This is a genomic window from Actinomyces sp. zg296 (assembly GCF_009829695.1).
GTDB classification, from domain to species: Bacteria; Actinomycetota; Actinomycetes; order Actinomycetales; family Actinomycetaceae; genus Actinomyces; species Actinomyces marmotae.
Genome location: NZ_VWPG01000007.1, coordinates 79,028 through 105,751 on the forward strand (window position 1 = coordinate 79,028; position 26,724 = coordinate 105,751).

23 protein-coding genes and 1 pseudogene are annotated in these 26,724 nt (G+C 72.3%); 14 read left to right on the plus strand and 10 right to left on the minus strand.

Annotated elements, in window-relative coordinates; genetic code table 11:
* The first annotated feature begins 3 nt into the window (after nucleotides 1-3).
* The 7 genes from GVV76_RS07380 to GVV76_RS07410 all read left to right on the plus strand — a co-directional run bounded on the left by GVV76_RS07380 (nucleotide 4) and on the right by GVV76_RS07410 (nucleotide 7,152).
* Nucleotides 4-1,086 (plus strand): YihY/virulence factor BrkB family protein, encoded by a 1,083-nt coding sequence (locus tag GVV76_RS07380; RefSeq protein WP_159626087.1) that lies wholly within the window; start codon nucleotides 4-6, stop codon nucleotides 1,084-1,086.
* Between the two features lie 19 nt (nucleotides 1,087-1,105).
* A complete protein-coding gene (locus tag GVV76_RS07385) occupies nucleotides 1,106-2,290 on the plus strand; it encodes a mannose-1-phosphate guanylyltransferase (RefSeq protein WP_159626089.1) in 1,185 nt (394 codons plus the stop codon).
* Nucleotides 2,291-2,362: 72 nt separating this feature from the next.
* On the plus strand, nucleotides 2,363-3,070 hold the full coding sequence (locus GVV76_RS07390) for a hypothetical protein (protein ID WP_159626091.1): 708 nt from the start codon (nucleotides 2,363-2,365) through the stop codon (nucleotides 3,068-3,070).
* Nucleotides 3,071-3,189: 119 nt separating this feature from the next.
* Nucleotides 3,190-4,395: a metal ABC transporter solute-binding protein, Zn/Mn family gene (locus GVV76_RS07395; RefSeq protein WP_159626093.1), complete on the plus strand. Its 1,206-nt coding sequence runs from the start codon at nucleotides 3,190-3,192 to the stop codon at nucleotides 4,393-4,395.
* Nucleotides 4,392-5,189, plus strand: coding sequence for a metal ABC transporter ATP-binding protein (locus GVV76_RS07400; RefSeq protein WP_159626095.1), 798 nt, complete (start codon nucleotides 4,392-4,394; stop codon nucleotides 5,187-5,189). Before GVV76_RS07395 ends, GVV76_RS07400 begins: the two co-directional genes overlap by 4 nt.
* Nucleotides 5,189-6,145 carry a metal ABC transporter permease gene (locus GVV76_RS07405; protein WP_159524596.1) on the plus strand — a complete coding sequence of 319 codons (957 nt, stop codon included), beginning with the start codon at nucleotides 5,189-5,191 and terminating at the stop codon, nucleotides 6,143-6,145. The genes GVV76_RS07400 and GVV76_RS07405 overlap by 1 nt, the downstream gene beginning before the upstream one ends.
* On the plus strand, nucleotides 6,142-7,152 hold the full coding sequence (locus GVV76_RS07410; protein WP_268891791.1) for a metal ABC transporter permease: 1,011 nt from the start codon (nucleotides 6,142-6,144) through the stop codon (nucleotides 7,150-7,152). Before GVV76_RS07405 ends, GVV76_RS07410 begins: the two co-directional genes overlap by 4 nt.
* On the opposite strand, the gene GVV76_RS07415 is transcribed toward GVV76_RS07410, so the two are convergent.
* Nucleotides 7,112-8,857 (minus strand): phospho-sugar mutase, encoded by a 1,746-nt coding sequence (locus GVV76_RS07415; RefSeq protein WP_159626097.1) that lies wholly within the window; start codon nucleotides 8,855-8,857, stop codon nucleotides 7,112-7,114. The genes GVV76_RS07410 and GVV76_RS07415 overlap by 41 nt on opposite strands.
* Before the next feature lie 151 nt (nucleotides 8,858-9,008).
* Here GVV76_RS07415 and GVV76_RS07420 point away from each other — a divergent pair, with 151 nt between their 5' ends.
* Both GVV76_RS07420 and GVV76_RS07425 read left to right on the plus strand, forming a co-directional pair.
* Nucleotides 9,009-9,761, plus strand: coding sequence for a TIGR00730 family Rossman fold protein (locus GVV76_RS07420; protein ID WP_159626099.1), 753 nt, complete (start codon nucleotides 9,009-9,011; stop codon nucleotides 9,759-9,761).
* Nucleotides 9,762-9,886: 125 nt separating this feature from the next.
* Nucleotides 9,887-10,054 (plus strand): DUF3117 domain-containing protein, encoded by a 168-nt coding sequence (locus GVV76_RS07425; protein ID WP_159524657.1) that lies wholly within the window; start codon nucleotides 9,887-9,889, stop codon nucleotides 10,052-10,054.
* Between the two features lie 1,042 nt (nucleotides 10,055-11,096).
* Here GVV76_RS07425 and GVV76_RS07430 read toward each other — a convergent pair.
* Complete coding sequence (locus GVV76_RS07430; RefSeq protein WP_159524658.1) at nucleotides 11,097-11,732, minus strand: O-methyltransferase; 636 nt, start codon at nucleotides 11,730-11,732, stop codon at nucleotides 11,097-11,099.
* 297 nt (nucleotides 11,733-12,029) lie between these two features.
* On the opposite strand from GVV76_RS07430, the gene GVV76_RS07435 reads away from it, so the two are divergent.
* Nucleotides 12,030-12,989, plus strand: a complete 960-nt coding sequence (locus GVV76_RS07435) for a twin-arginine translocase TatA/TatE family subunit (RefSeq protein ID WP_159626101.1) — start codon at nucleotides 12,030-12,032, stop codon at nucleotides 12,987-12,989.
* Nucleotides 12,990-13,275: 286 nt separating this feature from the next.
* Here the strand turns inward: GVV76_RS07435 and GVV76_RS07440 are convergent, their stop codons facing one another.
* From GVV76_RS07440 to GVV76_RS07455, 5 genes and pseudogenes are all read right to left on the minus strand, one after another.
* Entirely contained in the window at nucleotides 13,276-14,418 is a 1,143-nt protein-coding gene (locus GVV76_RS07440) for an Mrp/NBP35 family ATP-binding protein (RefSeq protein ID WP_159524613.1), read from the minus strand.
* Nucleotides 14,419-14,595: 177 nt separating this feature from the next.
* Nucleotides 14,596-15,186 carry a DUF1003 domain-containing protein gene (locus GVV76_RS07445; RefSeq protein ID WP_159524614.1) on the minus strand — a complete coding sequence of 197 codons (591 nt, stop codon included), beginning with the start codon at nucleotides 15,184-15,186 and terminating at the stop codon, nucleotides 14,596-14,598.
* Nucleotides 15,179-16,471 carry a magnesium transporter MgtE N-terminal domain-containing protein gene (locus tag GVV76_RS07450; RefSeq protein WP_159524615.1) on the minus strand — a complete coding sequence of 431 codons (1,293 nt, stop codon included), beginning with the start codon at nucleotides 16,469-16,471 and terminating at the stop codon, nucleotides 15,179-15,181. The genes GVV76_RS07445 and GVV76_RS07450 overlap by 8 nt, the downstream gene beginning before the upstream one ends.
* A 141-nt stretch (nucleotides 16,472-16,612) precedes the next feature.
* Nucleotides 16,613-16,726: pseudogene (locus GVV76_RS10450) on the minus strand (IS481 family transposase); the annotation flags it as partial.
* 549 nt (nucleotides 16,727-17,275) lie between these two features.
* Nucleotides 17,276-17,863 (minus strand): hypothetical protein, encoded by a 588-nt coding sequence (locus GVV76_RS07455; RefSeq protein ID WP_159626103.1) that lies wholly within the window; start codon nucleotides 17,861-17,863, stop codon nucleotides 17,276-17,278.
* Between the two features lie 444 nt (nucleotides 17,864-18,307).
* On the opposite strand from GVV76_RS07455, the gene GVV76_RS07460 reads away from it, so the two are divergent.
* Nucleotides 18,308-19,138, plus strand: coding sequence for a general stress protein (locus GVV76_RS07460; RefSeq protein ID WP_159626105.1), 831 nt, complete (start codon nucleotides 18,308-18,310; stop codon nucleotides 19,136-19,138).
* A gap of 37 nt (nucleotides 19,139-19,175) precedes the next feature.
* On the opposite strand, the gene GVV76_RS07465 is transcribed toward GVV76_RS07460, so the two are convergent.
* Complete coding sequence (locus GVV76_RS07465) at nucleotides 19,176-20,159, minus strand: cation diffusion facilitator family transporter (RefSeq protein ID WP_159626107.1); 984 nt, start codon at nucleotides 20,157-20,159, stop codon at nucleotides 19,176-19,178.
* 76 nt (nucleotides 20,160-20,235) lie between these two features.
* On the opposite strand from GVV76_RS07465, the gene GVV76_RS07470 reads away from it, so the two are divergent.
* Entirely contained in the window at nucleotides 20,236-20,856 is a 621-nt protein-coding gene (locus tag GVV76_RS07470) for a VOC family protein (RefSeq protein WP_159626109.1), read from the plus strand.
* A gap of 148 nt (nucleotides 20,857-21,004) precedes the next feature.
* Here the strand turns inward: GVV76_RS07470 and GVV76_RS07475 are convergent, their stop codons facing one another.
* Both GVV76_RS07475 and GVV76_RS07480 read right to left on the minus strand, forming a co-directional pair.
* A complete protein-coding gene (locus GVV76_RS07475) occupies nucleotides 21,005-22,672 on the minus strand; it encodes an aminopeptidase P family protein (RefSeq protein ID WP_159626112.1) in 1,668 nt (555 codons plus the stop codon).
* 986 nt (nucleotides 22,673-23,658) lie between these two features.
* Nucleotides 23,659-24,792 carry a Gfo/Idh/MocA family protein gene (locus tag GVV76_RS07480; RefSeq protein ID WP_159626114.1) on the minus strand — a complete coding sequence of 378 codons (1,134 nt, stop codon included), beginning with the start codon at nucleotides 24,790-24,792 and terminating at the stop codon, nucleotides 23,659-23,661.
* Between the two features lie 250 nt (nucleotides 24,793-25,042).
* On the opposite strand from GVV76_RS07480, the gene GVV76_RS07485 reads away from it, so the two are divergent.
* Together GVV76_RS07485 and GVV76_RS07490 are read left to right on the plus strand one after the other, a co-directional pair.
* Nucleotides 25,043-25,885, plus strand: coding sequence for a PHP domain-containing protein (locus tag GVV76_RS07485; RefSeq protein ID WP_159626116.1), 843 nt, complete (start codon nucleotides 25,043-25,045; stop codon nucleotides 25,883-25,885).
* A 49-nt stretch (nucleotides 25,886-25,934) separates the two neighbouring features.
* Nucleotides 25,935-26,564, plus strand: coding sequence for a MarC family protein (locus tag GVV76_RS07490; RefSeq protein ID WP_159626118.1), 630 nt, complete (start codon nucleotides 25,935-25,937; stop codon nucleotides 26,562-26,564).
* Nucleotides 26,565-26,724 lie beyond the last annotated feature (160 nt).

The following is a 26,724-nucleotide window of genomic DNA, read 5'->3' on the forward strand; positions in this document are numbered from 1 at the left end:
GGCATGGCGCGCGCGATCACCACGACGCGCGCGGGCGCCGCCGCGCTCATCGACCGCTACAAGTCCAGCCGCCTCGGGCGGGCGCTGGCCCGGTACGCCATGGCCCGCGGCGCGCTCCTGGCCGGGGGCATCGCCTACACGGGACTGTTCTCCGTCTTCTCCGCCCTGGCCATCGGCGTCACGATCCTCATGGGCCTGCTCGGCAGCCGTCCGGCCCTGCGCGACCGCGTTCTCGAGCAGATCGACCAGGCCCTCCCCGGCGTCATCGACACCGGCTCGGGCGGCCTGGTGACCATCGACCAGCTCACCCTCGGCTCGGCGCTCAACATCGGCTCCCTCGCCGCGGTCGGAGCCCTCCTCTACTCCGCCGCCGCCCTCATGGGGGTCCTCAAGACCGCCCTGCGCGCCATGTTCGGCATCGCCCGCCTCCCGGAGAACCCCGTGAGGGCATGGGCGTGGAACCTCGTGGCGCTGCTCGTCATGATGACCGGCGTGCTCGCCACCGCCGCCGCATCGGCCCTGACGACGGCGCTCGCCGGCTCGACGGCCAGCCTCATCGGGCTGCCCGCCTGGCTCAGCGGCGCTGGCAGCCACGTAGCGGCCGTCGTCATCTCCTTCCTCATCGACGCCGCCGTGCTGGCCCTCCTGCTGGCAGCCTGCGGCATCCGCGTCCCCCGCAAGGACCTGGCCGAGGGCGCGTGCCTGGGCGCCGTCGCCTTCGGCGCGCTGCGCGAGATCGGCTCGCGCGCCGTCGGGTCGACCTGGCACAACCCCCTCCTGGCCTCCTTCGCCGCGATCGTCATCCTCATCCTCTGGCTGCACCTGGCCAGCCGCACCCTCCTCATGATCGCGGCCTGGATCGCCAACCCTCCCCGGCCCGCCGTCATCGAGCACCCCGATGAGGTCCACGCCAGGGCCCGACCCAACTACGTCACCCTGTCCGTCCCCGAGACACTGGCCTGGCCCCGGCAGTCCCTGACCGGCACCGTCGAGGTCGATCCCACGGAGCGCCCCGACCACCGCGCCCCCGCGCCGGCCGAGGATCGGGAGCGCCCCGCCGGCCAGGACGCTCCTCCCGAGGGCTGATCCCCGCTAGCCTGGGCCAATGACCGACTTCCCCGCCAGTCCCGAAGCCCGGCGCGCCGCAGCGCCGGACCGCCAGAGCAAGCCCATCCACGCCATCATCCCCGCCGGCGGCGCGGGCACCAGGCTCTGGCCGCTCAGCCGCCGCGAGCGCCCGAAATTCCTCCTCGATCTGACCGGCGCCGGGCGCACCCTCCTGCAGGGCACCGTCGCCCGCTTGGAGCCCGTGGCCGCCACGACGACGATCGTCACCGGCGCCGCCCATGCCCAGGCCGTCGCCGCGCAACTGCCGGGCGTGCCCGCTGAGTCGATCCTCGCCGAGCCCTCCCCCCGCGACTCCATGGCCGCCATTGGCCTGGCCGCCGCCGTCATCGCCCGACGCCACGGGCCGGACGCCGTCGTCGGCTCGTTCGCCGCCGACCAGACGATCGCCGACGAGGGCGCCTTCGCCGAGGCCGTGCGCCAGGCCGCGGCGCTGGCCGAGGAGGGCTGGGTGGTCACGATCGGCATTGAGGCCACCCACCCCTCCACCGCCTTCGGCTACATCCACGCCGGCGGCCCCACCTCCGTGCCCGGGGCCCCCGAGGGCCGGGTCGTCCTCGGCTTCACCGAGAAGCCCGACGTCGCCACCGCCGCGGAGTACCTCGCCACCGGCGAGTACCGTTGGAACGCCGGCATGTTCGTCATGCGCGCCGGGGTCCTCCTCGACCACCTCGCTGCCCAGCGCCCCGAGCTCGCCGCCGGCGTGGAGGAGATCGCCGCCGCGTGGGACACCCCCGAGCGGGAGCCGGTCCTGGAGCGCGTCTGGCCGGGCCTGGAGAGGATCGCCATCGACCACGCCATCGCCGAGCCCGTCGCCGCCGCCGGGGGAGTGGCCACCGTCCCGGCCGCCATGGGCTGGGACGACGTCGGCGGCTTCGACGCGCTGTCCGCCCTCGTCCCCGTTGTGTCCGAGGGGCCCGCCGCGGGCGTCGCCGTGCTCGACGGCGCCGGTCAGGGCGGCCCCGCCGCCGACGTCGAGGCCGTGGGATCCTCGGGGGCGCTCGTCGCCACGACGACCGGGCGGAGGGTCGTGCTGCTCGGCGTGCCCGGGCTCATCGTCGTCGACACCCCGGACGCCCTGCTGGTGACGACGCCGGAGCGCGCTCAGGACGTCAAGGGCGCCGTCGACCGCCTCAAGCGGGACGGCCGGACGGGCCTGCTGTAGCCCGGTTGTGCGCGGGCAACGGCGATGACGGCACCTGGCCGGCGCGAGGCGCGATTCACGGCCGCGACCTCGATGACCCAGATGGACCCCACCACCTGCGGGGCCACCTGCTTGCTGGTCGCCAGCGCCCTCCTGGGGCGCGAGCCGGTCGGCGGAGCGGTCGCCGGAGCGGGCGGTGGGCAGGGGGCACCGCCGGGGGAGGGCCCGGCGGACGCGCAGCGGCGCATCCAGCGCTCGCTCAACCGCCGGGCCATCGCCCGCTTGGTGCCCTGGCCACGCGCATTCGGCTCGACCCCCTGGTCCCTGGCCCGTGAGCTCACCCGCATGACCGGTCGCCGATACCGGGTGCGCTGGACGCGCGACACCGGCCGCGCCTTCCCCGAGGCGCTTGAGGAGGCCCGCGCCCACCTCGCGGACGGCCTGCCGATCCTCCTGCTCGCGGGCGGCCCGCTCCTGCGGGCCCCCGCCGACCGGGCCGGCTGGCGGAACCGGGCGCGGTCGGCCGCGGCGGCCATGCTCGCCGGCCCCGCCATCCCGCGCCACTACGTGCTCGCCCTGCCGCGCGATGGCGCCCGGCTCCCCGGCGACTGCGGCCCCGGGCAGTTGCGCCTCTACGAGCCCAGCGGTGGGCGTGTCCACGAGATCGACCTTCTCAGCGCGCTCGCCCAGGGGGCGCGCCCTGGGCGCCTCGGGGCCCCCGCTCGCCCCAGGCGTCAAGCGGGCGGTCCGGAGGCGCTGGGGCACTGGCCCCGCCTTCTCGCCCTCATCCTGCCCCGCTGATCGCCCCGCCGGTGCCGGTCCGCGATCGGCGCGAGCAGCCAGCCCGGCGCCCCGCGCGAGGCCCGAGAAAGGAATTTCGGGTTTGCGAATTTCGGGTAGCCGAAACTAATGTCGGGCTCATGAGAACCCTCCACCGCCCCGGGCGCCGGGCCGTCAGCGCCGTCGCCGCCATCGCCCTCGCCGCCCCCGCTCTGGCCGCCTGCGCCGAGACCTCCCCGGCGGGCGGGGACGGAGCCATCAAAGTCGTCGCCTCCACCACCCAGATCTGCGACTACGTCACCCAGATCGCCACCGGGGGCAATCCCTCCGGCTCGGGCTCCCTGGCCCTTGAGCGCACCGGCGCCGACGGCGCCACCACCCACCTGGGCCCTAAAGGCGCCAAGGCTGGCGCCAGTATCAAGCTCACCTGCCTGCTCGCCCCCAACGCCTCCGCCCATGAGCACGACATGACAGCCGCGCAGGCCAAGGCCCTGTCCGAGGCCGATCTCTTCCTCGTCTCGGGGGTGGACCTGGAGCACTTCCTCGACGACGCCGTCGCCTCCACCGGCTTCAAGGGCACCATGGTCGTCACCTCCGGCGTCTACGGGGCCGCCGACGTCGATGACCTCGACGCCCAGAAGGCCAAGGAGAAGGACCTGCCCTACACCGTCGAGCGCGGGAGCCAGAAGGTCGACGTGGCCCCCTGGCCCTTCGCCCCCGAGGAAGGCGAGACCGAGCCTGAGTTCCGCTTTGACCCGCATGTCTGGACCTCCCCGGCCGGCGCCATGGTCCAGGTGCGCAACATCGGTGAGGCCCTCGCCAAGGCCTCCCCGGCCGGCGCGGCCACCATCAACGAGCACACGGGGACCTACGCCTCCCTGCTCACCGAGCTCGACTCCTGGGCCCGCTCCAGCCTTGAGACCGTTCCAGCGGACAAGCGCGTCCTGTTCACCAGCCACGACGCCTTCGGCTACCTGTCGAAGGCCTACGGCCTGAGGTTCGAGGGCGCCGCCCTGTCCGACTTCAACGCCCAGCAGGACGCCACGGCCCAGCAGATCCAGACCACCGCCGACGCCGTGAAGGCCTCGGGCGCCGTGGCCATCTTCGCCGAGAACTCCAACAACCCCGCCTCCGTGCGCAAGGTGGCCCAGACCGCCGGCGTCAAGGCGATCATCGGCGACGAGGCCCTCTACGGCGACTCGCTGGGCGAGCCCGGATCCGACGGTGAGACCTACATCGGATCCATCCTCCACAACGTCACCGGCCTCACCAACGCCTGGGGCGGCACCGCGGCCCCCATCCCCGCCTCGCTGGCCGCCTGGACCCCCAAGGCGGCGGCGCAGTGAGACCCGGGCACCTCGCGGGCGGGGGCGCCGTCGTCCACTGCGAGGGCGCCGCCCTCGCCTACGGGCGCGCCGTGGCGCTCACCGGCGTCACCGGCGAGGTGGGGCCCGGCACCGCGCTTGCCCTCATCGGCCCCAACGGCTCAGGCAAGACCACCCTGCTGCGGGGGCTGCTCGGCATGGTCGACATCACCGCCGGGCGCATCGAGGTCTGCGGGAGGGAGCCCGGCAGGGCCCGGAGGGGCTCGATCGGATACGTCCCCCAGGTCGCCGACCTCGACCCCGCCTTCCCCGTCACCGTCCTCGACGTCGTCCTCATGGGGATCACCGCCTCCATGGCCCGCCTTGGCGCGCTCCCGCTGCTCGGGGCGCGTCGCCGCGAGGCCCGGCGGCGCGCCCTGGCCGCGCTGGAGTCCGTGGGCCTGGCCGAGGCCGCTGGGCGGCGCTTCGGTACCCTGTCCGGCGGCCAGCAGCAGCGCGTCCTCGTGGCCCGCTGCATCGCCGCCCGCCCCCGGCTCATCGCCCTTGACGAGCCCTTCAACGGCCTCGACCAGCCCAACCGCGACGCCCTCCTGCGCATCATCGCCGACCTCAAGGACGACGGCGTCGCCCTGGTCATCTCCACCCACGACCTCGTCATCGCCCGCGAGTGCTGCGAGCAGGTGGCCCTGCTTGCTGGGCGCCAGATCGCCTTCGGGCCCCGCGAGGAGGTCCTCGTCCCCGAGCTCATCGAACGGGCTTACGGCACGGGCGCGAGAGGCCGTGACGACCTCCTGCTCGGGACAGAGGAGGACTGATGAGCACCACGGATCCGCTCACCGCCCTCGTGGCCGGCGCCGTCGAGCAGCTGAGGCTGGCGCTTGTTGACGCGCCCGGCCTCGTGCCCTTGGCCAGCGCCCCCTTCTTCTTCCGGCCCCTGGTCATGGTGGTCCTGCTGGGGATCGTCTCAGGCGTCGTCGGGGTGCTCGTGAACCTGCGGGGCGCGGAGTTCAGCGCCGAGGCCCTCGTCCACGCCGTCTTCCCCGGGATCGTGGCCGGCGCCGCCTTCTGGGGGATCGAGGCGATCATCCCCGCGGCCTCCGCCGTCGCCATGATCGCGGCGGCAGGCCTGACCGTTCTCACCCACCACTCCGGGCGCGTCGCCGGGGCCCGCCGCTCGGCCGGGGGAGGCGGGGCCGAGGCCGGCACCGCCGTCCTGCTCACCGGCTTCTTCTCCGTGGGCATCATCCTGTCCCTGGCCAAGGGGGACAGGTCCGGGCAGTTGGAGGCCCTCATGTTCGGGAGGCTCCTGGAGATCACCGACACCGGGCTCGCCCATGCGCTCCTCGCCTGCCTCGTGGCGATCATCCTCGTGGCCGTCACCTGGCGGGGGCAGATCGCCTACGCCTTCGACCCCGTGGGGGCCCGCGCCGCCGGCCATCGGCTCCTCGCCCTCGACATGGCCCTCAACGCGGCCATCGCGGCCGTCGTCGTCTCGGCTTCCACCGCGGTGGGCACGCTGCTCGTTATCGGCGCCCTCATCGTCCCCGGCGCCACCGGGCGGGTCCTCGCCCACCGGGTGCGCCCCATGGTCATCATCGCCGTGGCCACCGGCGTGCTCGGCGGCTACCTGGGAATGCTGGCCGCCGTCATGCCCAGCCCCCGGCCCGTCTCCCCGCAGGCGGCCGTGAGCCTCGCGACGACGGCGCTGCTCCTGTGCGCGATCATCGCGGCCTCCGCGCGGCGCCGGGCCCGCAGGGGGAAGAAGGCATGAGCGGCATCGGCGTCACATGGGCCATCGCCGCCATGGGAGTCGCAGCAGGCGCGGGGGCCGCCCCCGGCGCGGGGGCGACCGCCAGCGCAGGGGCGACCGCCAGCACGCCCGGCGCGGGCGGTCTCACCGACGTCTCACTGGGGCTGCTGGCCCTGCCCGCGGTCGAAGCGGTCCTCATGGGCCTGCTCGCCGGCCTCGCCGGCGCCCTGGCCCTGCTGTCCCGCCGCGTCTTCTTCACCGAGTCCCTCACCCACGCGACCTTCCCCGGGGCGATCCTCGGCGTCGTCGCCGCCACCTGGATCGCTGGGGCGCTCGGGCACGGGCGCCCCGGGTTCGAGTTGCTGAGCGCCACGCTGCTCGTGGGCGCGGCCCTCATGTGCCTGCCCATGGCCGCGCTCATGCGCGCACTGACCCGCGTGGAGGGGCTGGGGCCCCAGGCGGCCGCGGGCATCGTGCTCACCATCGGTTTCGCCCTGGGTTACTTCCTGGCCAGTTGGTTCAAGCCCCTGCCGCTGAAGATCGACTCCTTCCTCACCGGCTCCGTGCTCAACGTGGGGCTCGTGGACGTGGCCGCCACGGGCGCGGTCCTGGCGGTGGCCGCGGCCGTGGTCGCCCTGACGGGCAGGGCCCTGGTCTTCCACGCCTTCGACCCGGTGGGCCACCGCGCGGCGGGCCTGAGCGCGGGCTGGGCTGACGGCGCGGTGCTCGTCCTCATCACCGCCACCATCGTGGTGCTCGTGCCCGCCGTCGGCACCATCCTGCCCATCGCCCTCATCGCCGCCCCCGCGGCCGCGCTGGCGCCCTCGGCCCGCAGCGCGCGCGGGCTCCTCATCGGGGCTCCCCTGCTCGGCGCCGCGTGCGCGCTGGCCGGACTCGTGCTCGGCGTGGCGCTTCGGCTCTCCGTGGGAGGCATGATCGCCGCCGTCGCCGCCTCGGCCTACCTGGCGGCGGCCTGCTGGCGGGGGATCAGGCGCAGATCCCCAGCGCGCCGCGCAGATCGGCCCTGATGACCGCCAGGCGCTCGGAGGCCGCGGTTCGGACGGCCGGGACCGGCTCGCCGTCGGGGATCTCCATGACAACCTCGCAGTAGCACTTGAGCTTGCTCTCGGTGCTCGAGGGGCGAAGGACGACGCGGTCGTCGGCGGCCGTCTTGATGATGATCCCGTCCGCGGGCGGCAGTTGCGCGCCATTGCCGTCGCTGGCCCCGTCCATGAGGTCGAAGACATCCACCACGGGCGAGCCCGCCAGCTTCGCGGGGGCCCCTCCCTCGCGCAGGCGCCGCATGACGCCGTCGATGACCCCCGCGTCGTCGGCGCGCGCGCTCATCTGGCAGGTCAGGTGCAGGCCGTGCCGCTGGGCGAGCCGGTCCAGGAGCGAGACCAGGGAGCGGCCCTGCGCCTTGAGGACCGAGGAGAGCAGGGCCATGCGCACCGCGGCGGCGATGCCGTCCTTGTCCCGCACGGAGGCGGGATCCACGCAGTAGCCCATCGCCTCCTCGTAGCCGAAGACGAGCCCGGGAACGCGACTGATCCAGGTGAAGCCCGTGGGCGTGATGCGGTGCGCCAGCCCGTGGTCCTGGGCGATCTTGCGCAGCATCCGGCCTGAGGCGATGGAGGAGGCGAGCACGCCGGTGCCGGTGAAGGCCGCCAGCTCGGCCGCCTGCTCGCCCAGGAGGATCCCGACGGCGTCGCCCGTCAGCTGGCGCCAGCCGCCGGCCACGGTCTCATCGGGGACGGCCACGGAGCAGCGATCCGCGTCGGGGTCGAGGGCGATGGCCAGGTCCGCGCGCTCACGGCGGGCCAGGTCCAGCAGGAGGTCCATGGTGCCGGCCTCCTCGGGGTTGGGGATGGCCACCGTGGGGAATCCCGGATCCGGCTCGAACTGCTCGGGGACCACGACGACGTCGTCGAAGCCCGCGCGGCGCAGCGCCTCGACGCAGATCCGACCGCCCACCCCGTGCATGGCGCTCAGGACGATTCGCAGGTCCGCGGCCGCGGTCGTCCTGGCGGCGGTCACCACGCGCTCGATGTACCCCTCGCGCAGCTCGGGTCCGATCAGTTCCCAGCCGGATTCCGCGCGGGGGATCGTCTCCAGGCTGCCCAGGGCGGTGATGGCCTCGCTGATCGCCGCGTCCTGCGGGGGAGCGATCTGGGCGCCGCGGTCCCAATCGTTGGTCGCCCGGCCGCCGAGGTAGACCTTGAAACCGGAGTCCTGGGCGGGGTTGTGCGAGGCGGTGACCATGATGCCCGCGTCCGCGCCCAGCGCGCGCAGGGAGAAGGTCAGCAGCGGGGTGGGGCAGTGGGAGTCCATGAGGAGGGCCTGGCCCCCCGCGCCGGTGACCACGGCGGCGGCGTCTCGGGCGAAGACATCGGAGCAGTGGCGGGCGTCGTAGCCGATGACGACGACGAAGCCGGCCCCGACCTCCTCGTGCAGATAGGCGCACAGGCCCGCCGTCGCGCGGATGACCACGGCCCGGTTCATCCTGCCCAGGCCGGGGCCGAGCCTGCCGCGCATGCCCGCGCTCCCGAAGGTCAGGGGGCCGGAGAAGGCCTCGGCAAGGGCGGCTGTGGCGGCGGGGTCCCCCGCCTCGTGGCGGGCCAGGAGGCCGGCCAGTTCCTCGCGAGTGGTCTCATCGGGGTCCTCGGCGATCCACTGCGCGACGGTCGTACGGACAACTCCGGTGGTCGGGGCAACCTTGGGGGAGTGGGTCATGACTTGACCGTACCGGTCGGACCCTTCTTTTAGCGGAGAAGGTGATGGCGTTCATGCGTGGCACCTCCCACAACATCTGATGTCGCTGGTCAGAGGCTGTGGCGCACCTGCGTCAGGGGGCTCGCCGTCCGCACGATGACACAATGCGGACATGACTGATCGCCAGACCTACCGCAAGGGCCCTGTCCTGCTGCGGGGGACGCAGATCCCCCGGCAGACCTCCGACGCGAGCCTGCTGTCCGCGACCGAGCGCGCCGACTGGCTCCACGCCGACCCCTGGCGGGTGCTGCGCATTCAGTCTGAGTTCGTCGAGGGCTTCGGCGCCCTGTCGGAGATCGGGCCCGCGATCAGCGTCTTTGGCTCGGCGCGCACGAAGCGGGACGATCCCGCCTACCGCCTTGCCGAGGAGATCGCCGCGGGGCTGGTCCGCTCCGGCTACGGCGTCATCACCGGCGGCGGCCCGGGCATGATGGAGGCCGCCAACAAGGGGGCCCATGAGGCCGGCGGCCTGTCCGTGGGACTCGGCATCGAGTTGCCCATGGAGCAATCCATGAACGAGTACGTCGACCTCGGCATTAACTTTCGCTACTTCTTCGCCCGCAAGACGATGTTCGTCAAGTACTCCGACGGATTCGTCGTCATGCCCGGCGGGTTCGGAACCCTTGACGAGCTCTTCGAGTCCATCACACTGGTCCAGACCCGTAAGGTCGACTCCTTCCCCGTGGTGCTCGTCGGCCGCGAGTACTGGGGCGGGCTCGTCGACTGGATCCGCTCCTCGCTCCTGGGATCGGGCATGATCGCGCCGCAGGACCTCGACCTGCTGCGCGTCGTCGACACCGCTGCCGAGGCGGTCGAGTACGTGGTCGCGGGCGCCCAGAGGATCCGTCCCACGTCACCGGAATGAGCCGGGCCCCGGACCGTTAGCCCTGTGTCCTACTTATCGTGCTTATCGTGCCATCGAGCATCATGCCTTAGAATAAGAGGCAGCACCGCGGGCGGAGCCGCGTGAGCACGATGGAAGGGATGCATATGGCTGCCATGAAGCCCCGTACCGGGGACGGCCCCCTGGAGGTCGTCAAGGAGGGACGCGCCATCATCATGCGCATGCCCCTCGAGGGCGGCGGCCGCCTGGTCGTCGAGATCACCCCTGACGAGATCAAGGCCCTCAAAGACGCACTGGCCACTGTCAAGGTCTGACCCATACGCCCGGCGCCGAGCGCCGGAACCGGCTGGCCGCTCGCCCATCCACCGTCGGAGGGGCCCAACGGCCGTCTCGCGCAGGAGAAGGACCGCTCCCGGATCGGGGCGGTCCTTCTTCCGCCTCGCGCCGGCAGGTGCGCCTCGTCCCGAGCGGTGCGCGTTACTCCGACAGGTGCGCGTTACCCCGAGCGGTGCTGTTTGCGCCGACAGGTGCGCCTCGCCCCGAGCGGTGCTGTTTACGCCGACAGGTGCGCCTCGCCCCGAGCGGTGCTGTTTGCGCCGACAGGTGCGGGTAGGACGCACCAGTGGGTGCGGATGGCGCCTCTCGGTGCGATCCTGCTTCTGTCTCGCGCGGCCCGGAGGTCGCGCCTCGCCCCGGCAGGTGCGCGTTACTCCGACAGGTGCGCGTTACCCCGAGCGGTGCTGTTTGCGCCGACAGGTGCGGGTAGGACGCACCAGTGGGTGCGGATGGTACCTCTCGGGGCGGATGGCGCCTCTCGGTGCGAGCCTGCTTCTGTCTCGCACGGCCCGGAGGTCGCGCCTCGCCCTGAGCGGTGCGTGTGACCCCGACAGGTGCGTGTAACCCCGAGCGGTGCGCGTGACCCCGACAGGTGCGCCTCGCCCCGAGCGGTGCTGTTTGCGCCGACAGGTGCGGGTAGGACGCACCAGTGGGTGCGGATGGCGCCTCTCGGTGCGATCCTGCTTCTGTCTCGCGCGGCCCGGAGGATGCGCCTCGCCCCGGCAGGTGTGCCTCGCCCCGAGCGGTGCGTGTAACCCCGACAGGTGCGGGTAGGACGCACCAGTGGGTGCGGATGGCTCCTCTCGGGGCGGATGGCGCCTCTCGGTGCGAGCCTGCTTCTGTCTCGCGCGGCTCAGAGGTCGCGCCTCATCCTGAGCGGTGTGCCTCGCCCCGAGCGCTGCGTGTAACCCCGACAGGTGCGCCTCGCCCCGAGCGGTGCTGTTTGCGCCGACAGGTGCGGGTAGGACGCACCAGTGGGTGTGGATGGCGCCTCTCGGTGCGATCCTGCTTCCGCCGCCCTCAGCTCCGGCGCACGGCGACGAGCAACCCATCGCCCACGGGGAGCAGCGCCGTCAGGAGCCCGTCGGCGTCCCGCAGAGTCTTACCCAACTCTCGGGCGGCCACCGTCACGGCGTCGCGGCGCGCGGGGTCGGCCACATGGTCGCGCCACAGCGCGTGGGTGATAACGAGCGACCCCCCGGCGCGCAGCATCCGCAAAGCGTCCTGGAGGAGGTCGGCGGCGTCCTGCGGGTCGACGTCGAGCACCACCATGTCGTAAGAGCCCGCCGCCATACGGGGCATGACGTCGGAGGCCCGACCCTGGATGATGCGCGTGCGGTGGCCGGAGTACCCGGCGGCGTCGAAGGCCCGTCGCGCCTCCCGCTGGAACTCGGCCTCGACGTCGATGGTCGTCAGCACGCCGTCGGCGCCCATGCCGGCCATGATCCACAGTCCGGAGACCCCCGTGCCCGTACCGATCTCCGCCACAGACTTCGCGCCCGCGGCCGCGGCGAGCGCGCGCAGGGCCGCGCCGGTGGCCGGGGAGACCGGCGCGGTGCCGAGCTCGATGCCGCGCAGGCGGGCCTGGGAGGTTGCCTCGTCCTCGAAGGGGAACTCCTCGGTGTAGGACCAGGTCAGAGTCTTGTCCGCGCTCACAGTGAGTCCCTTCCATTGCGGTGAAGCATGCGCTCGAGATCGCCGCGACATCCGCGCGGCAACCGCATTGTCCCAGGACCATGGGGAATTCCTCGCCCGACCCGCCGTCGTGCGGACTGTGGCGCGTGGCGCGTGGCGCGCCGGGCCACGGCGGGTCGGGCACGACGGCGCGCCGGGCACGACGGCGGGTCGGGCCGCGGCGCGCGGCGCGCTGGGCCGCGGCTCGCTGGGCCGAGGCGCGCTGAGCCGGGAGCTGGCGCATGAGGGCATCGCGGCCCAGCGCTCTATACTCGCCTCGTGCTGGGATTCTCCTCATCTGAGTTCGTGGTCTTCCTGCTGGTGGCCGTCGTGGTCATCGGCCCCCAGAGGCTGCCCGAGTACACCCGCAAACTCACCCAGATGGTCCGCCAACTGCGCGTCTTCCTGGAGAGCACCAAGACCCAGATCGCCGAGGAGGTCGGCCCCGAGCTCGCCGACCTCGACCTGTCCAGCCTCGACCCGCGCCAGTACGACCCGCGCAAGATCGTGCGCGACGCCCTGGGTGAGGACCTCGACGCCATCAAGAAGGACCTCCAGTCGCCCTTCAAGGCGGTCAAGGACGCCGCCAAGGAGACCACCGACGCCATTGACGCCTCCGTCAAGGAGGCTCGGGACAAGGACCGGGCGAACTCCCTGGCCAACAAGATCGAGGAGAAGAAAGCCGAGGCCCTTGCCGCTGCCCGGGCCGCGAAGGAGGGCGAGGCCACCACCGCCGAGCTCCCACAGGTGGAAGCGTCCCAGGCCGATCCGGCGGCTGGCGCCGAGGAGAAGGATGGGGTGGCGGTCGCGGAGGGCGGCTCCGACGGCCAGCCCAAGGCCGGTGGCGCTCCCGCGGATTCCGAGCCGGTCGAGGCCGGAGGCGCCGGAGCCGGCCTCAGCGAGCCGGGCGCGGAGGCGGAGCCGGTCGAGGCCGGAGGCGCCGGAGCCAGCCTCAGTGAGCCGGGCGCGGATTCTGCGCCGGCCCCGGAGCCGGCGGTGGAGCCCACGCCTGCCGCTGTCACTGCTGATCCCGCCGCTGCGGAGCCCATCGTCGTCGAGCCCGTCGCTGACCCGGTGACGGGGCCTGTGGCCGTGCCGGCCTCGCTGGTGGAGGAGCCCGTGGTCGCGTCGGCGGTCGCGCCCGGCGCGCCGCGCCCACTCTCACCGCGCGATATCGTGCGGGCCGCCAAGGCGGCCGCTCGGACCCGTGAGGCCGCGGCGTCAGCGCGCGTCGACTGAGCCTCACCAGTCATTCGGCTGGGCGCCCCGTGGAACGGCGCGTCGACGCCGATCCTCCCCACCGATGGTCGCGCTGAGCGTCTTCGGGCGCGGTTGTCGCCCAGACCCGCAGTGCCTCCGGCCCAGCTATCAATGCCTCCGGCCCAGTCAGCAGTGCTGAAGCCCCACGCGGGGTCCCGGCGCGCCCAGATCTGGTCGCGCTGCCCGCCCTCGAACCGGTCTCGCTCCTGATTTCGACCGGTCTCGCTCCTATTTTCGACCGGTCTCGGTGAGGGGCGCGGGGGCGTCAGGCGGGGGTGACGCCGAGGGGGCGCCCGGCCAGGCCCCGGGAGCGGTGGGACAGCCTACGCGCCACCGCCGAGAGCTCCTGGGCGGCAGGGGCGTCCGCGGGCGGGTGGCCACCCTCGCCGATGGTCGCGGGCACGCCGGTGTCGGAGCCCTCGCGCAGCTTGATGTCCAGGGGCAACTGGGCGAGCAACGGCACGTCGTAGCCCAGCGTCTCAGTCAGGGAGGCGGCCACGGCCCGGCCGCCGCCGGAGCCGAAGATCTCCAGCCGAGAGCCGTCGGGCTGCGTCAAGTAGGACATATTCTCAATGACGCCCACAACCCGCTGCTTGGTCTGGGTGGCGATGAGGCCCGTGCGCTCGGCCACCTCGGCCGCCGCCTGCTGGGGCGTGGTGACCACGAGGATCTCCGCGTTGGGCAGCAGTTGCGCCACGGAGATCGTCACATCCCCGGTGCCGGGGGGCAGGTCGAGGAGGAGGACGTCGAGGTCCCCCCAGAAGACATCGGAGAGGAACTGCTGGACCGCGCGGTGCAGCATGGGGCCGCGCCACACCACGGGCTGCTTGTCATCGACGAACATGCCGATCGAGATGAGCTTCACGCCGTGCGCGATGGGCGGGACGATCATGCCATCGAGCTGGGTGGGCACCTGCTCCGAGCCCAGCATCCGGGGGATGGAGAAGCCGTAGATGTCCGCGTCGACGACGCCAACGCTCAGGCCCTGCGCGGCCATGGCGGCGGCGAGGTTGGCCGTCACCGAGGACTTGCCGACGCCGCCCTTGCCGGAGGTGACCGCGTAGACGCGGGTGAGCGAGCCGGGCTGGGTGAAGGGGATGACGGGCTCCGCCGCCCCTCCGCGCAACTGGGAGCGCAGGGCGGCCCGCTGCTCATCGGTCATGACGCCCAGGCTCACGCGCACATCGGTGACACCCTCGACGGCGCCGACCTCCCGGGTGGTGTCCTGGGTGATCGTGTCCTTGAGCGGGCAGCCGGCCACGGTGAGGAGCACGTGGACGCTCACGACGCCGTCGGGTGAGATCTCGAGGGAGTCCACCATTCCGAGCTCGGTGATGGGACGGCGGATCTCAGGGTCGTGGACGCGGGCGAGCGCATCGCGGACGGCCTCTTCAGTGGGCATCGGCATGCCCTCATCCTACGGGCTCGCCCTGGGGGCGCCATCCCCGGGCCGTCGGTGTCAGTTCGTGGCGGATCGGGGGGGGCGCGGGGGCTCGCGGCGGAATGGGGGAGTTCGCGGGGGCTCGTGGCGGATCGGGGAGGGCGTGGCGGATCGGGGCGGGGTGAGTGCGAGCGCCGGGCCGGGTCAGGCCTCGTGGGCGGGGGAGGGTGTCTCGGCCAGGACGGGCGCCTCATCGCCCTCGGCGTGCTCGCCGTCGCCGAGCTCGGAGATCTCCTCGCGGATGGCGCGCTCCTCGGCGAGGATCTCTGAGAGCATGTCCCGCAGCTCGCCGCGCACGAAGTCACGGGTGGCAACGTCGTTCATCGCCAGGCGCAGCGCGGCGATCTCCCGGGTGAGGTACTCGGTGTCTTCCAGGTTGCGCTCGGCGCGCTGGCGGTCCTGCTCGGCGGTGACGCGGTCGCGGTCGTCCTGGCGGTTCTGCGCCAGCAGGATGAGGGGGGCGGAGTAGGAAGCCTGGGTGGAGAAGGCCAGGTTGAGCAGGATGAACGGGTAGGGGTCCCAAGCCTTGGAGGCGCTCGCCAGGGCGATGTTCGCCACGATCCAGGCGATGACGAAGACCGTCATGTACAGGACGAACCTCGGCGAGCCCATGAAGCGGGCGGTGGCCTCCGCGAAGCGCCCGAAGGCGTCCGAGCGCGAGGAGCGGCGCGGGCGCAGTCCGCGCAGTCGGCGACCGCGCCCCGGGTCCAAGGGCTGGTCGAGCTGCTCAGGCATTGGCGCTCCTCTCGATCATCTCGTCGGTGACGGCGTCATCGGCCTCGCGCCAGTCGTCGGGCATGAGATGGTCCAGCACGTCGTCGACGCTCACCGCGCCCACGAGGCGGCCGGCCTCATCGCACACGGGCATGGCCGTGAGATTGTACGTGGCCAGGAGGCGCGTGATCGTGCCGATGGAGTCGGTGGGCCCGACGGCGCCGAGGTCCTTGTCCAGGATGCGCCCCACCATCTGCTGGGGGCGCTCGCGCAGGGCGCGCTGGAGGTGGACCATCCCCAGGTACATGCCCGTGGGGCTCTCCAGTGGCGGGCGGCATACGAAGGCCACCGCCGCCAGGGCCGGGGGGACCTCCGCCTTGCGGGCCTGGGCCAGCAGGGTGGCCACGCTGGCCTCGGGCGGCAGGATGATCGGCTCGGTGGTCATCAGGCCGCCGGCGGTGTACTCGTCGTAGCGCATGAGGCGGCGCACGTCGGCGGCCTCATCGGGCTGCATGAGCGCGAGGAGCTCGTTTGCCTTGAGTTTGGGGAGCTCGGCGACGAGGTCGGCCGCGTCATCGGGCTGCATGGCCTCCAGGACGTCGGCGGCGCGGGCCGACTCCAGGGCGGAGAGGAGGGCGACGGCGTCGTCATCGCCCAGCTCCTCGACGGCGTCGGCGAGGCGGTCGTCGGGCAGCTCGCGCGCCACCTGGACGCGCCGGGCGTGGGGGAGGTCCCGCAGCGCCTCGGCCAGATCCGCGGGCTTGAGGTCCTCCAGGGTGGCCAGGAGGGCGGTGACGCCCTGCTGCTCCATGCCGCCTGCCAGGCCGGTGACCTCGTCGGGGCGGACCGTGGCGGTCTCCCCGCGCCGCAGCCCCAGGGGGCCCGACGAGGCGCGCTGGACGAACAGGCGGGTGACCTTCCAATCCATGCCGGCGTCGCGCTCGATGGCCACATCGCGGATCTCCACGGTGCCCGTGCCGTCCTTGAGGGTGACGACGCGGTCGAGGAGCTCGCCGACCACGAGGGTCTCGACCTTGCGCTGCTCGAATCGGCGCATGTTGACCACGCCCGTGGTGATGACCGCGCCCGGCTCGATCGCTGTGATGCGCGACAGCGGCAGGAAGACGCGGCGCCGTCCAGGCACCTCGATGACGCAGCCCACCGCCCGGGGCTCGCCGCGCAGTTGGATGAGCACGACGACGTCATGGACGCGGCCGACGGGATCCCCGAGGGGGTCGAAGACGGCCGTGCCGACGAGTCGGGCCACGAAGACCCTGCTTGCGCTGCGCGTCCTACTGCTCTCCATGGGCACAGCCTAGTTGCACTGACCGGGGAGGTTGGTAAAGCGGGTGATGGGTGGTTGGTTGTCGCGGGCTGGGCGGGGCCTGTGGCGATTGTGGAAGTGGATCCATCCTGGCGGGGCTGCTCGGCGCTCGGCCTCGGAGGCGTGGCGGCGGGCGGGTTCCCCAGTGGCCCGGTCGCAGGCCGACAACTGGTTGAGTCGGCAGGCCGTGAGGATGCGTCCCACGCTCGAGGGGGCGATACCCAGGTGGGCGGCGATCGGACGGTGACGTGGGGTCAAGGCCGCGTTAGCCGTGGGACACGGCAGGGCCTTCTCCTTGAGGGCATACCTAGCCAGTCCCACTCAACCGCGCAGGTCCTCCCACCCAGGTCTTTTCAGACCGTGTCGTCACACTACTTCAACCAACCTGTCCGGTCAGCGAGACTAGCCGTATCCGAGAGGGCGACACCGTGAGCCAGCGGGCGCGAGGACGGCCCGCTGGAAGCGCCCTCGGCGAATCCTCGCGCCCGCTGTGTCAGGCGCCCGGCGCCTCGGCGCCCGGCGCCCGGCGCCGCCCGGTGCTCTCATGAGCCCTAAAACGGATTGTGACGGCTTATCGAGAAGCGGTAGTAGTTAACGGTGAAGATCACGGCTGGAACGAGCGAGTATATCCAGGTCGTGAGGTCCGCCCATGTGCTGAGCGCTGAGAGGGGCAACCCCCAGATGCAGCAGGTGATGATCTTCATCACAAGGAGTCCCCAGAGGAACTGAAGCGCCGTTATGTTTCGCAGTCGCGCGCTCTTCTGAGCGGTCATGATGGCCTCCAGATCACAGATGTCCCCGACATGTGAGGGCCCCCCATCCGAGCGCGAGCGCGATGCCCCAAGGACCGCCCAGGGCCTTCGTGGCGGATGGGCCGATAATGCGGGCCACTGTCCGCGCTGTCAGTCCCCAGTTCCATGCCCGCAATCCTTCTCGTAGAGCAGCGTACAGGTTGGGTGTGTTACCGATTGGAATGTCGAGGGCTGACGTCGCCAAGCAACTGATGAAGCTTCCGACGCCTAGAGCGCTTGCTCCATTGCTTGAGAATTGGCTCTCTTGACCGGAAGGGGTGCGGCCAACATTGTTCATCATATCGGCGAATCGTTGAAAGTCGGAGATCTTGTCCCCCATTCCATCCGCAGTGATATTCTGGATGTTTGCGACGACTGTTCCATCTGCTCTTTGTTGCACATAGCGGGTGAAGAGTGTCTCGAGGTCGCCGGCGAATTGATCGAGTTCTTCCTCTGATGTGGGCTCTTCGGAAGAGGTGCTAGAATTGGGTGGTGTTTCGATGGGTGCCGCGGACGCGGTAGCGCCGGAAATGGCTAGCGCAACGCTGGCGGCTCCGCCGGCAATTATGTGAAGAACCTTCATGATTTCTCCAGTTGCCGAGCGGTTGATATGGTGTGCGAACACTTTTCAAGATGTTCGAACGAATCGAAGGCTCCTATGCCTTCGGCTGTGTTCGCGACCACTAGATTACCTGCGGGCATGGCTTCGCGTAAATAGTGGGTCCGTGGCGCGATGCACTCGTTGCGAGCTCGTGATACATCGCAACGGCTTATTCCTCCTGCGGTCGGCTCTCCGGTTTCGCTTATGTATGTGCCCCTTCGGAATCGAGGGCACGGTTGGCGCGGCGGAGATCTGATGAATGCCCCTGATGGGAATCGAGTGGCCAGGCGCTCGCTCGCCGCTGATGCCTGAGGGACGCCATCGGGCCGATATTCCCCCGCCGCCCCGTGGTCGCTGAGAGCGGATCGGGGCGGCGGGGGGCGGGCCGGCTCGTCTCCGTGGCGGTCGGCATGGGACGATGGGGTTATGAGCATCCAGATGGGTCCTGACACGATCGTCGGTCGCGGGGGCGCGCTGCCCCAGGGCGAGGAGATCGCCTCCTTCGCCACCTACGCGCAGGCGCAGCACGCCGTTGACTCCCTGTCGGACGGGGGCTTCCCCGTCCAACTGCTGTCGATCATCGGCACCGATCTGCGGCAGGTCGAGCGCATCACCGGCCGCCTGAGCTGGGGGCGGGCGATCGCCGGCGGCGCCGGGTCCGGGCTGTGGATCGGCGTGTTCTTCGCCCTCATGATGAACTTCATCGGCAGCGCCTCGACGCCCCCGAGGCTCCTCGGCGCCGTGCTGCTGGGCGTCGTGTGGGGGATCCTCTTCCAGGCGGTCAGCTACGCGCTCACGCGCGGTCGCCGGGACTTCACCTCTATCAGCCAGGTGGTGGCCTCGCGCTACTCGATCCTCGCCTCGGACCGGGTTCAGGAGGCGGCCCGGGCGCTGGCCGATGCGCCGGGCAACCTGACCCGGGGCGGCCAGGCCGCGCGCCGCGCCGAGGAGCGCCGTCGCGCCCGCGCGGAGTCCGGTGACGGGCCCACGGCGTTCGGATCGCGCCCCGATGAGGAGCCGCGCTTCGGCGTGCGCATCCAGCCCGGCGGCGCGGCTCCGGGCGCTGGGGCCTCGGGTGGCGGGGCCGTCCCCGGGGCGCCCGGCGACGGCGTGGGGGTCGCTCCCGGGGCCTTCGGCGCTGCCGCGGCTCCCAGCGTCCCGGCGGCTCCTGGTGTCCCGGCCGCCCCCGGAACGGTCGAGGGGTCCGGTGGCGCGGCCCCGGTCCCCGAGGACTACGACCCCTATCTGCGCCGCTGACGGGCGGCCCCATCGCGAGGGGCCCGGCCGCCTCGCCTCAGCAGTAGGCGGGCTCGTGCTCGAGATGGGAGACGGGCTCGATCTGGAAGGTCGAGTGCTGGATGCGCACGGGGAAGTGCTCGGCAGCGCACTCCTGGAGGCGGTCGAGGATCGTCGCCGCGTGCCCGTCTCGCAGACACTCGTCGCGCACCACCACATGCGCGGTGAGCACGGGCAGCCCCGAGGCCACCGTCCAGGCGTGCAGGTCGTGGACCGCCTCGACGTGCTCCAGGGAGGACATGTGCGCGCGCACCTCGGCCAGGTCGAGGTCCTCGGGCGTGAAGTCCATGAGGTGGCGCATCGCCTGGCGCAGGAGCGCCGCCGCCCTGGGCACGATGAGCGCCACGATCACGAGGGAGGCGACGGCGTCGGCCCGGTCCCAGCCCGTGAGCGCCACGACGGCGGCCGCGACGATCACGCCCACTGAGCCCAGGGCGTCGCCCAGGACCTCCAGGAACGCTGCGCGCGTATTGAGGTTCTCCCCGCGCCCACCCGCCAGGACCAGGAGTGCGACGATATTGGCTACCAGGCCGATGACGCCCATCGCCGCCATCCCATGGGCCTGAACAGGGGGAGCGGTGATGAGGTGGCGCACCGCCTGGAGGGCCACCACCGTCCCGACGACGCTGAGCATGCCCGCCTGGAGCGCCGCCCCGAGGGCCTCCGCGCGGCGCAGGCCCCAGGTGCTGCGGTCCGTGGCCGGATGGGTGGACAGGTGGGCCGCGGTCAGCGCCATGACGAGTCCCGCGGAGTCGGTGAGCATGTGGCCGGCGTCCGCCAGGAGGGCGAGCGAGCCGGTGAGCATGGAGATGATTGCTTCGGCGACGAGGACAGTCGAGGTCAGCGCGAGCGCGATGGCCAGGCGGTGCCGCGAGGCGATCGCGGCGTGGTCGTGGGAGTGGCCGTGCGGGTGACCATGGGCATGGCTCCGCTCGCGAGGGGCGGGGGCAGGTCGGGCGCCGAGGTGCTGGGTGGGATTCACCCCTCGATCATATCAAGAATGATTTATGAGTCAAGGGCTTAGGGCGACCTAAGACAGTCGCTGGTACTGTGCCCGCATGCGCACGGGGCACGTCATCTACTGGGCACAGGATCTCGACGCCGCGGTCAGGGATTTCCGGAAGCGGGGCTTCGCCGTCGAGTACGGGAGCGCGAGGCGGCCGATCAACGCCCTCGTCTACTTCTCCGAGGGCCCCTACCTGGAGCTCCTCGCGCGAACCCTCCCCACTCCGCTCCTGCGCCTAGCGTCGGCCCTCCCCACGGCCAGCGGGCGGGCGACCCGCCGATTCACCTCGTGGGAGCGGGGGCCGGAGGGGCTGCGCGCCGTCTGCCTGGAGGGCGGGGACGCGGAGTTCGACGAGGTCGTCGAGCGCTTCGGCGCCCGTGGCCTGCGAGTGGCCCCCACGCGGATCGATACCCATGGGCGCCGTCTCCACTACCGCGTCTTCTTCCCCGAGGACCCCGAGATGCCCTTCTTCATGACCCGCTTCTCCCAGGACCCGCGCCCCCGGGACTTCACCCATCCCAATGGCGCGCGCGCCATCGCCCGCGTGGAGGCGCCCCTGAGCGACGGCGCCCGCGTGCGCATGGCCGGCCTGTGCGACGACGGCGTGCTGGCCATCCAGCGCGCCCCGGGCGCCATGCGGGTCATCTTCGACGACGGTACCGAACTCGTCTGAACCAGTTTGAGCGCGCTTGTGCGACCCGCTTGAGCGCCTCTGAACCAGCTTGACCGCGCTTGAGCGCGCCGGGGATCCCGCGGGGCCGTCTGTGCCCCCGGTCCCGCGTGGGGATCGGGGGCACAGACGGCCCCGCGGCTCAGGGGCCTCAGGCGATGAGGCCGCTCACCCAGGCCTCGACTTCCTCGACCGTGCGGGGGATGCCCGCCGTCAGCCGCTCGACACTCCCATCGGGGCGGACGACGACGTCGTCCTCGATGCGGATCCCGATGCCGCGCAGCTCCTCGGGGGCGAGCAGGTCATCGGCGCGGAAGTACAGGCCCGGCTCGATCGTGAAGACCATGCCCGGCTCCAGTAGCGCGTCCATGCTCATCTCGCGGCGGGCCTGCGCGCAGTCGTGGACGTCAAGGCCCAGGTGATGGCTCGTGCCGTGCACCATCCAGCGGCGGTGATACTGGCCATCGGGGCCCAGGGAGTCCTCGGCGGTCACGCCCTCGGGTAGCAGCCCCCACTCCTCCAGGCGGGCGGCGATGACCTCCATGGCGGCGCTGTGGACGTCCTTGAAGCGGCAGCCGGGCTGGTTCGCGCGGGCGAAGGCGGCATCGGCGGCGTCGAGCACCGCCTGGTAGACGCGGCGCTGCGGGGCGGTGAAGACGCCGTCGACCGGGATCGTGCGGGTGACATCCGCGGTGTAGAGGGAGTCGATCTCCACGCCGGCGTCCACGAGCACGAGCTCGCCGGGGCGCACGGGGCCGTCGTTGTTGATCCAGTGCAGGGTGTTGGCGTGGTCCCCGGCCGCGGCGATCGTGTCGTAGCCCAGGCCGTTGCCCTCCTCACGGGCGATGGCGGCGAAGGCCCCCTCCAGCACGCGCTCGCCGCGCCAGTGACCCACCGCGCGCGGGATGGAGCGGATGAGGTCGTCGAATCCGGCCTTCGTGGCGTCGACGGCGGCCTGCATCTGGGCGATCTCCCAGGCATCCTTGCGCAGGCGCAGCTCGCTGGCCGCCTCCAGGAGGCGGTCGTCGACCTCGGTGGCGGCCTGGCCACAGGCCAGCCCTGCGGCCTGACGGACCTGGTCCACGAGCGCGGTGATGGCCTCATCGGCCTGGGCGATGACGCGCAGGCGCACGCCGTCGGCCCCAGCGTCCTTGGCCAGGGCGTCGCCGAGGCTGTCGATATGGGCACAGCGGATGCCGGTGACGGCCTCGACCTCCTCGATAGAGGGACGCGCCCCCACCCACAACTCGCCATAGCGGGGGTTGGCGTAGAACTCCTGGGAGGCCCGTGAGGCGCGGGGTCGGAAGTACAGGACGCCCTCATGCGTGGGCTTTCCCTCGGGCGCGGGGGCGCCAGGCGGAGTGAGGGGCTCCAGGACGAGCACGGCATCGGGCTCGAAATCGGTGCCGGTGCCCGCCAGATGGGAGAAGGCGGAGTGCGGGCGGAAGCGGTAGTCGCAGTCGTTGTTGCGGACCTTGAGGGGGCCGGCGGGGACGACGAGGCGCTCACCGGGGAACTGGGCGCCCAGGGCGGCTCGGCGCGCGACGGCCCAGTCGGCGGCCTCGGAGCGCGGCGGGAGCCCGGATGGGCGAGGACCCCAGCCGGAGCCGATGAAATCCCGGAACGCCTGGTTGGTGGGCTGGCGGGAGCGGTTGTCGCCCCGCTGCGCGAGGGACTGCGGGGCGGCTCCCGGGGCGTTCGAGGCGGGGGCGCCCGCAGTGGTCTCAGGGACGGTGGTCTCGGGGACGGTGGTCTCGGGGACGGTGGTCTCGGGGACGGTGGGCGCCTGGGGGCGGCTGGCTGAGGAGGACTGGCTCATGGGCGCATCCTCCCACCGCGGCCGTGCGCCCGCCCAACCCAGGGCGGTTGCCCGACCCAGAGTGGCCAGACCTCCCGGGCCGCACTCACTGGTGCGGTGCACACTCACAGGTGCGGTTCGCACTCACTGATGCTGTTTGCACCCACAGGTGCGGGCAGAACGCTCCGGTCGGTGTGGTTGGCACTGGTCGGTGTGGTTGGCGCCGCTCGGTGTGGGTGGCGCTGGTCGCTCTCACTGGTGCGGTGCACGCTCACTGGTGCCGTTCGCACTCACAGGTGCTGTTTGCACCCACTGGTGCGGGTAGGACGCTCCGGTCGGTGTGGTTGGCACTGGTCGGTGTGGTTGGCTCCGCTCGGCATGGGTGGCGCTGGTCGCACTCACAGGTGCCGTTTGCACCCACTGGTGCGGGTAGGACGCTCCGGTCGGTGTGGTTGGCTCCGGTCGGTGTGGTTGGCTCCGCTCGGCATGGGTGGCGCTGGTCGCACTCACTGGTGCGGTGCACGCTCACAGGTGCTGTTTGCACCCACTGATGCTGTTTGCACCCACTGGTGCGGGTAGGACGCTCCGGTCGGTGTGGGTGGTGCCGGTCGGTGTGGGTGGTGCCGGTCGGTGTGGGTGGCGCTGGTCGCACTCACTGGTGCCGTTTGCACCCACAGGTGCGGGCAGAACGCTCCGGTCGGTGTGGTTGGCTCCGGTCGGTGTGGGTGGCGCTGGTCGCTCTCACTGGTGCGGTGCACGCTCACTGGTGCCGGTCGGTGTGGTTGGTGCCGGTCGGTGTGGTTGGCTCCGCTCGGTGTGGGTGGTGCCGGTCGGTGTGGGTGGCGCTGGTCGCACTCACTGGTGCCGTTTGCACCCACTGGTGCGGGTAGGACGCTCCGGTCGGTGTGGTTGGCTCCGGTCGGTGTGGATGGCTCCGCTCGGTGCGGGCAGGACGCTCCGCTCGGTGAGCCGACACCGCAGCGCCCACGCCCTCTCAAGCCGCCGGCTCAGGCATCGGCGTCGTCGTCGGGAAAATGGACCCCGATCTGCGCGCGGGCCTCGGACAGGACCTCGATCGCGGACACCGAGGCGGACACAGGGTGGAGCTCGGAGCCTCGCGCGCCGGCGCTCACGAGTCGGCAGACCTCCGCCAGGAGGGGGCCCATCACCTCGCCCGAGCGCGTCACGGACAGGTCCTCACGGGATTCCTCCGGGGAGCCGGGCGCGGTGATGAGACTGATGCGCTCGGGCCACTGGCAGTGGTCGAGGAGAATCGCGCTGGACTCGCCGGAGATCTGGCTGCCCAGGGCGTTGGCGGAGGTCTTGGAGTGCAGGCAGGCCACTTCCAGGCCGACGCGCTCCCCGGTGTCATAGGAGAGGGTGACCGTGCCGTGGGAGTCGACGCCGGAGTCCAGGAGTTGCGCCGTGGCGGTGACGCGGTCCGGGGGCCCGAACAAGTGAATGGCCAAGCTCACGGGGTAGATGCCGAGATCCATGAGCGAGCCGCCGCCGAGCGCCGGGTCGAAGGCTGGGGGGAGTTCGCCGGCCCGGTAGGCGCTCATGCGCGAGGAGAACTGCTCGCGCACGAACGTGGCTCGGCGCGGTTCCCCGAGCCGGGGGAGAGCGGCGCGGATGGCGGCGGCGCCGGGCTCGAAGGCGGTCTGCCAGGCCTCCATGAGGAAGCCGCCAGTGCGCTCAGCGGTTGCGGCCATGGCCCGGGCCTGCGCGGGAGTCAGGGCGAAGGGCTTCTCCACGAGCACCCCGTACCCGGCCTCCAGGGCCGCGATCGCCTGGGCGGCGTGCAGGGAGTTGGGCGAGCCGATGTAGATGACGTCGATGGGCTCGGCGCGGTCCGGGCCGTGCTCGGCGAGCATCGCCTCGAGGGTGGGATGGGCGTGGGGCACGCCGTGCTCGGCGGCGAAGGCGGCGGCGCGCTCGGGCCTGGCCGAGGCGACGGCGACGATCTCGGCGGCGGGCTCGGCGGCCACGGCGCGGGCGAACCAGGTGGCGATGAATCCCGCGCCGACGACGCCGAAGCGCACCCGGCGCCCAGCGCTCGCGGAGGGCCCGGAGCGGGTGCGAGGCAGGGGTGCGCCAGATGCGGCGGCGGTGGAGGGGCGGCCGGTGCTGGCTGTGCTCATGCCCCCACTGTTCCACTGAGCCGGCGCCCTGTCACCGGCTGGACCCGGACGAGCGGGCAGCTGGCTGGCCAGTGCTCCCGCCTCTGGCCGGTGCTCCCGCACCCCTGGGCCCGCAGCCCTTACCCAGCTCGCGCGCCCTCGTGCCGGGAGGATGAGGGCGCGCGAGCGGGCCGAGACGGCGTCCGGGAGGAGGGCCGAGGGGCGCGGGGACTGGGAGGCCGAGCCCGGCGCGCCCTCCTAGACTTGGCTGGTGCGCATCGACCCCCACACCCACTCCTCCTGCTCCGACGGCACGGACGCTCCGGCGGAGCTCATGCGGGCGGCCGCCCAAGCGGGCCTCGACGTCGTCGGCCTGACCGACCACGACACGACGATCGGCTGGGAGGAGGCCGCCGCCGCGGTGCCGTCCACGGGAGTGACCCTCCTGCGCGGCACCGAGATCTCCTGCGCCGCGGGCGGAGTCACCCTCCACCTGCTCGCCTACCTCTTCGACCCCGAGGACGAGGCTCTCGCCGAGGCCTTCGCCCACGCCCGCGACTCCCGGGGGACCCGCGCCCAGCGCATGGTCGAGCGCATCGCCGTCGACTACCCCATCACGTGGGAGGACGTGCTCGCCCAATCGGTCGGCCACGCCATCGGCCGGCCCCACATCGCCGACGCGCTCGTCGCCGCGGGCTCCTTCGAGAACCGGGACGCGGCCTTCGCCGGCCCCCTGGCCGTCTCCAGCCCCTACTACGTGCACTACTGGGCCCTGGACCCCGTCGAGGCCTGCGCCCTCGTGCGGGCCGCCGGGGGCGTGCCCGTTGCCGCCCATCCCCGAGCCTCCCAGCGCCAGCGCCGGCTCGTGCCCGATGAGACCTTCGCCGCCATGGCCGAGGCCGGGCTCGCCGCCCTGGAGGTCGACCACCGCGACCACGGACCCGCCGACCGCCGCGCCGCGCGGGACCTCGCCGACCGCCTCGGCCTGGGCGTCTCGGGATCCTCCGACTACCATGGCGCCGGCAAGCCCAATCGACTGGGGGAGAACCTCATGGCCCCCGAGCTCCTCGAGCGGATCGTGGACGAGGGGGCCCTGCCGCTCGTCACCCCCTGACACCGGGGCGCCCGCGCCCTCCCCATCCCGCCCCCTAGAAAGCCCCTCCGTGCTCGACGACGTCCTCAGCCCCTCCGTGTTCCTCGCCGCCTTCACGACGATCCTCGTCATCCAGGACCCGCTCGGCGCCATCCCCGTCTTCCTGTCCCTCACCCGCCGTCAGAGCCCCGAGCGGCGCCGCGCCTCCGCCCGCCAGGCAACCCTGCTCAGCCTCGCGGTCATCCTTGCCTTCGCGATCTTCGGCCGCTCCATCCTGGGGCTGCTGGGGATCTCCGTGGCCGCCCTCCAGGTCTCCGGCGGGCTCCTCCTGCTGCTGGTCGCCCTGGAGCTGCTCACCGAGAGTTCCCGCGCGGACGATGACGCCGATTCCGCCGACTCCAACGTCGCCCTCGTCCCTTTGGGCACGCCGCTGCTCGCGGGCCCCGGCGCGATCGCCGCGGCCATGGTCGCCGTTGAGTCCGCGCCCGCGCCCGTGACCGGATGGGTCTCCGTGACCCTGGCGATCGTCGTTGTCCACGTCATCACTTGGCTGGCGCTGCGCTTCTCACTCACGCTGCACCGGGTCCTGGGCGAGGCGATGATCCTGGTCCTGACCCGCGTCATGGGCCTGCTGCTGGCCGCGATCGCCGTGCAGATGATCGGCGACGGCATCACCACGTACATCGGCGAGCGCTTCTGAGCCGGCGCTGGGGCTCCCTCACGGAGCGCCCCAGCGCCGGCTCAGTGGCCTGTTGGCCAGGCCCGTTGGCCCGTTGGCCAGGCCCGGCAGCATGCTGGCCCGGCCCGCCGGCCCGCCGGCCCGCCGGCCCGCCGGCCCGCCGGCCCGGCCCGTTGGCCCG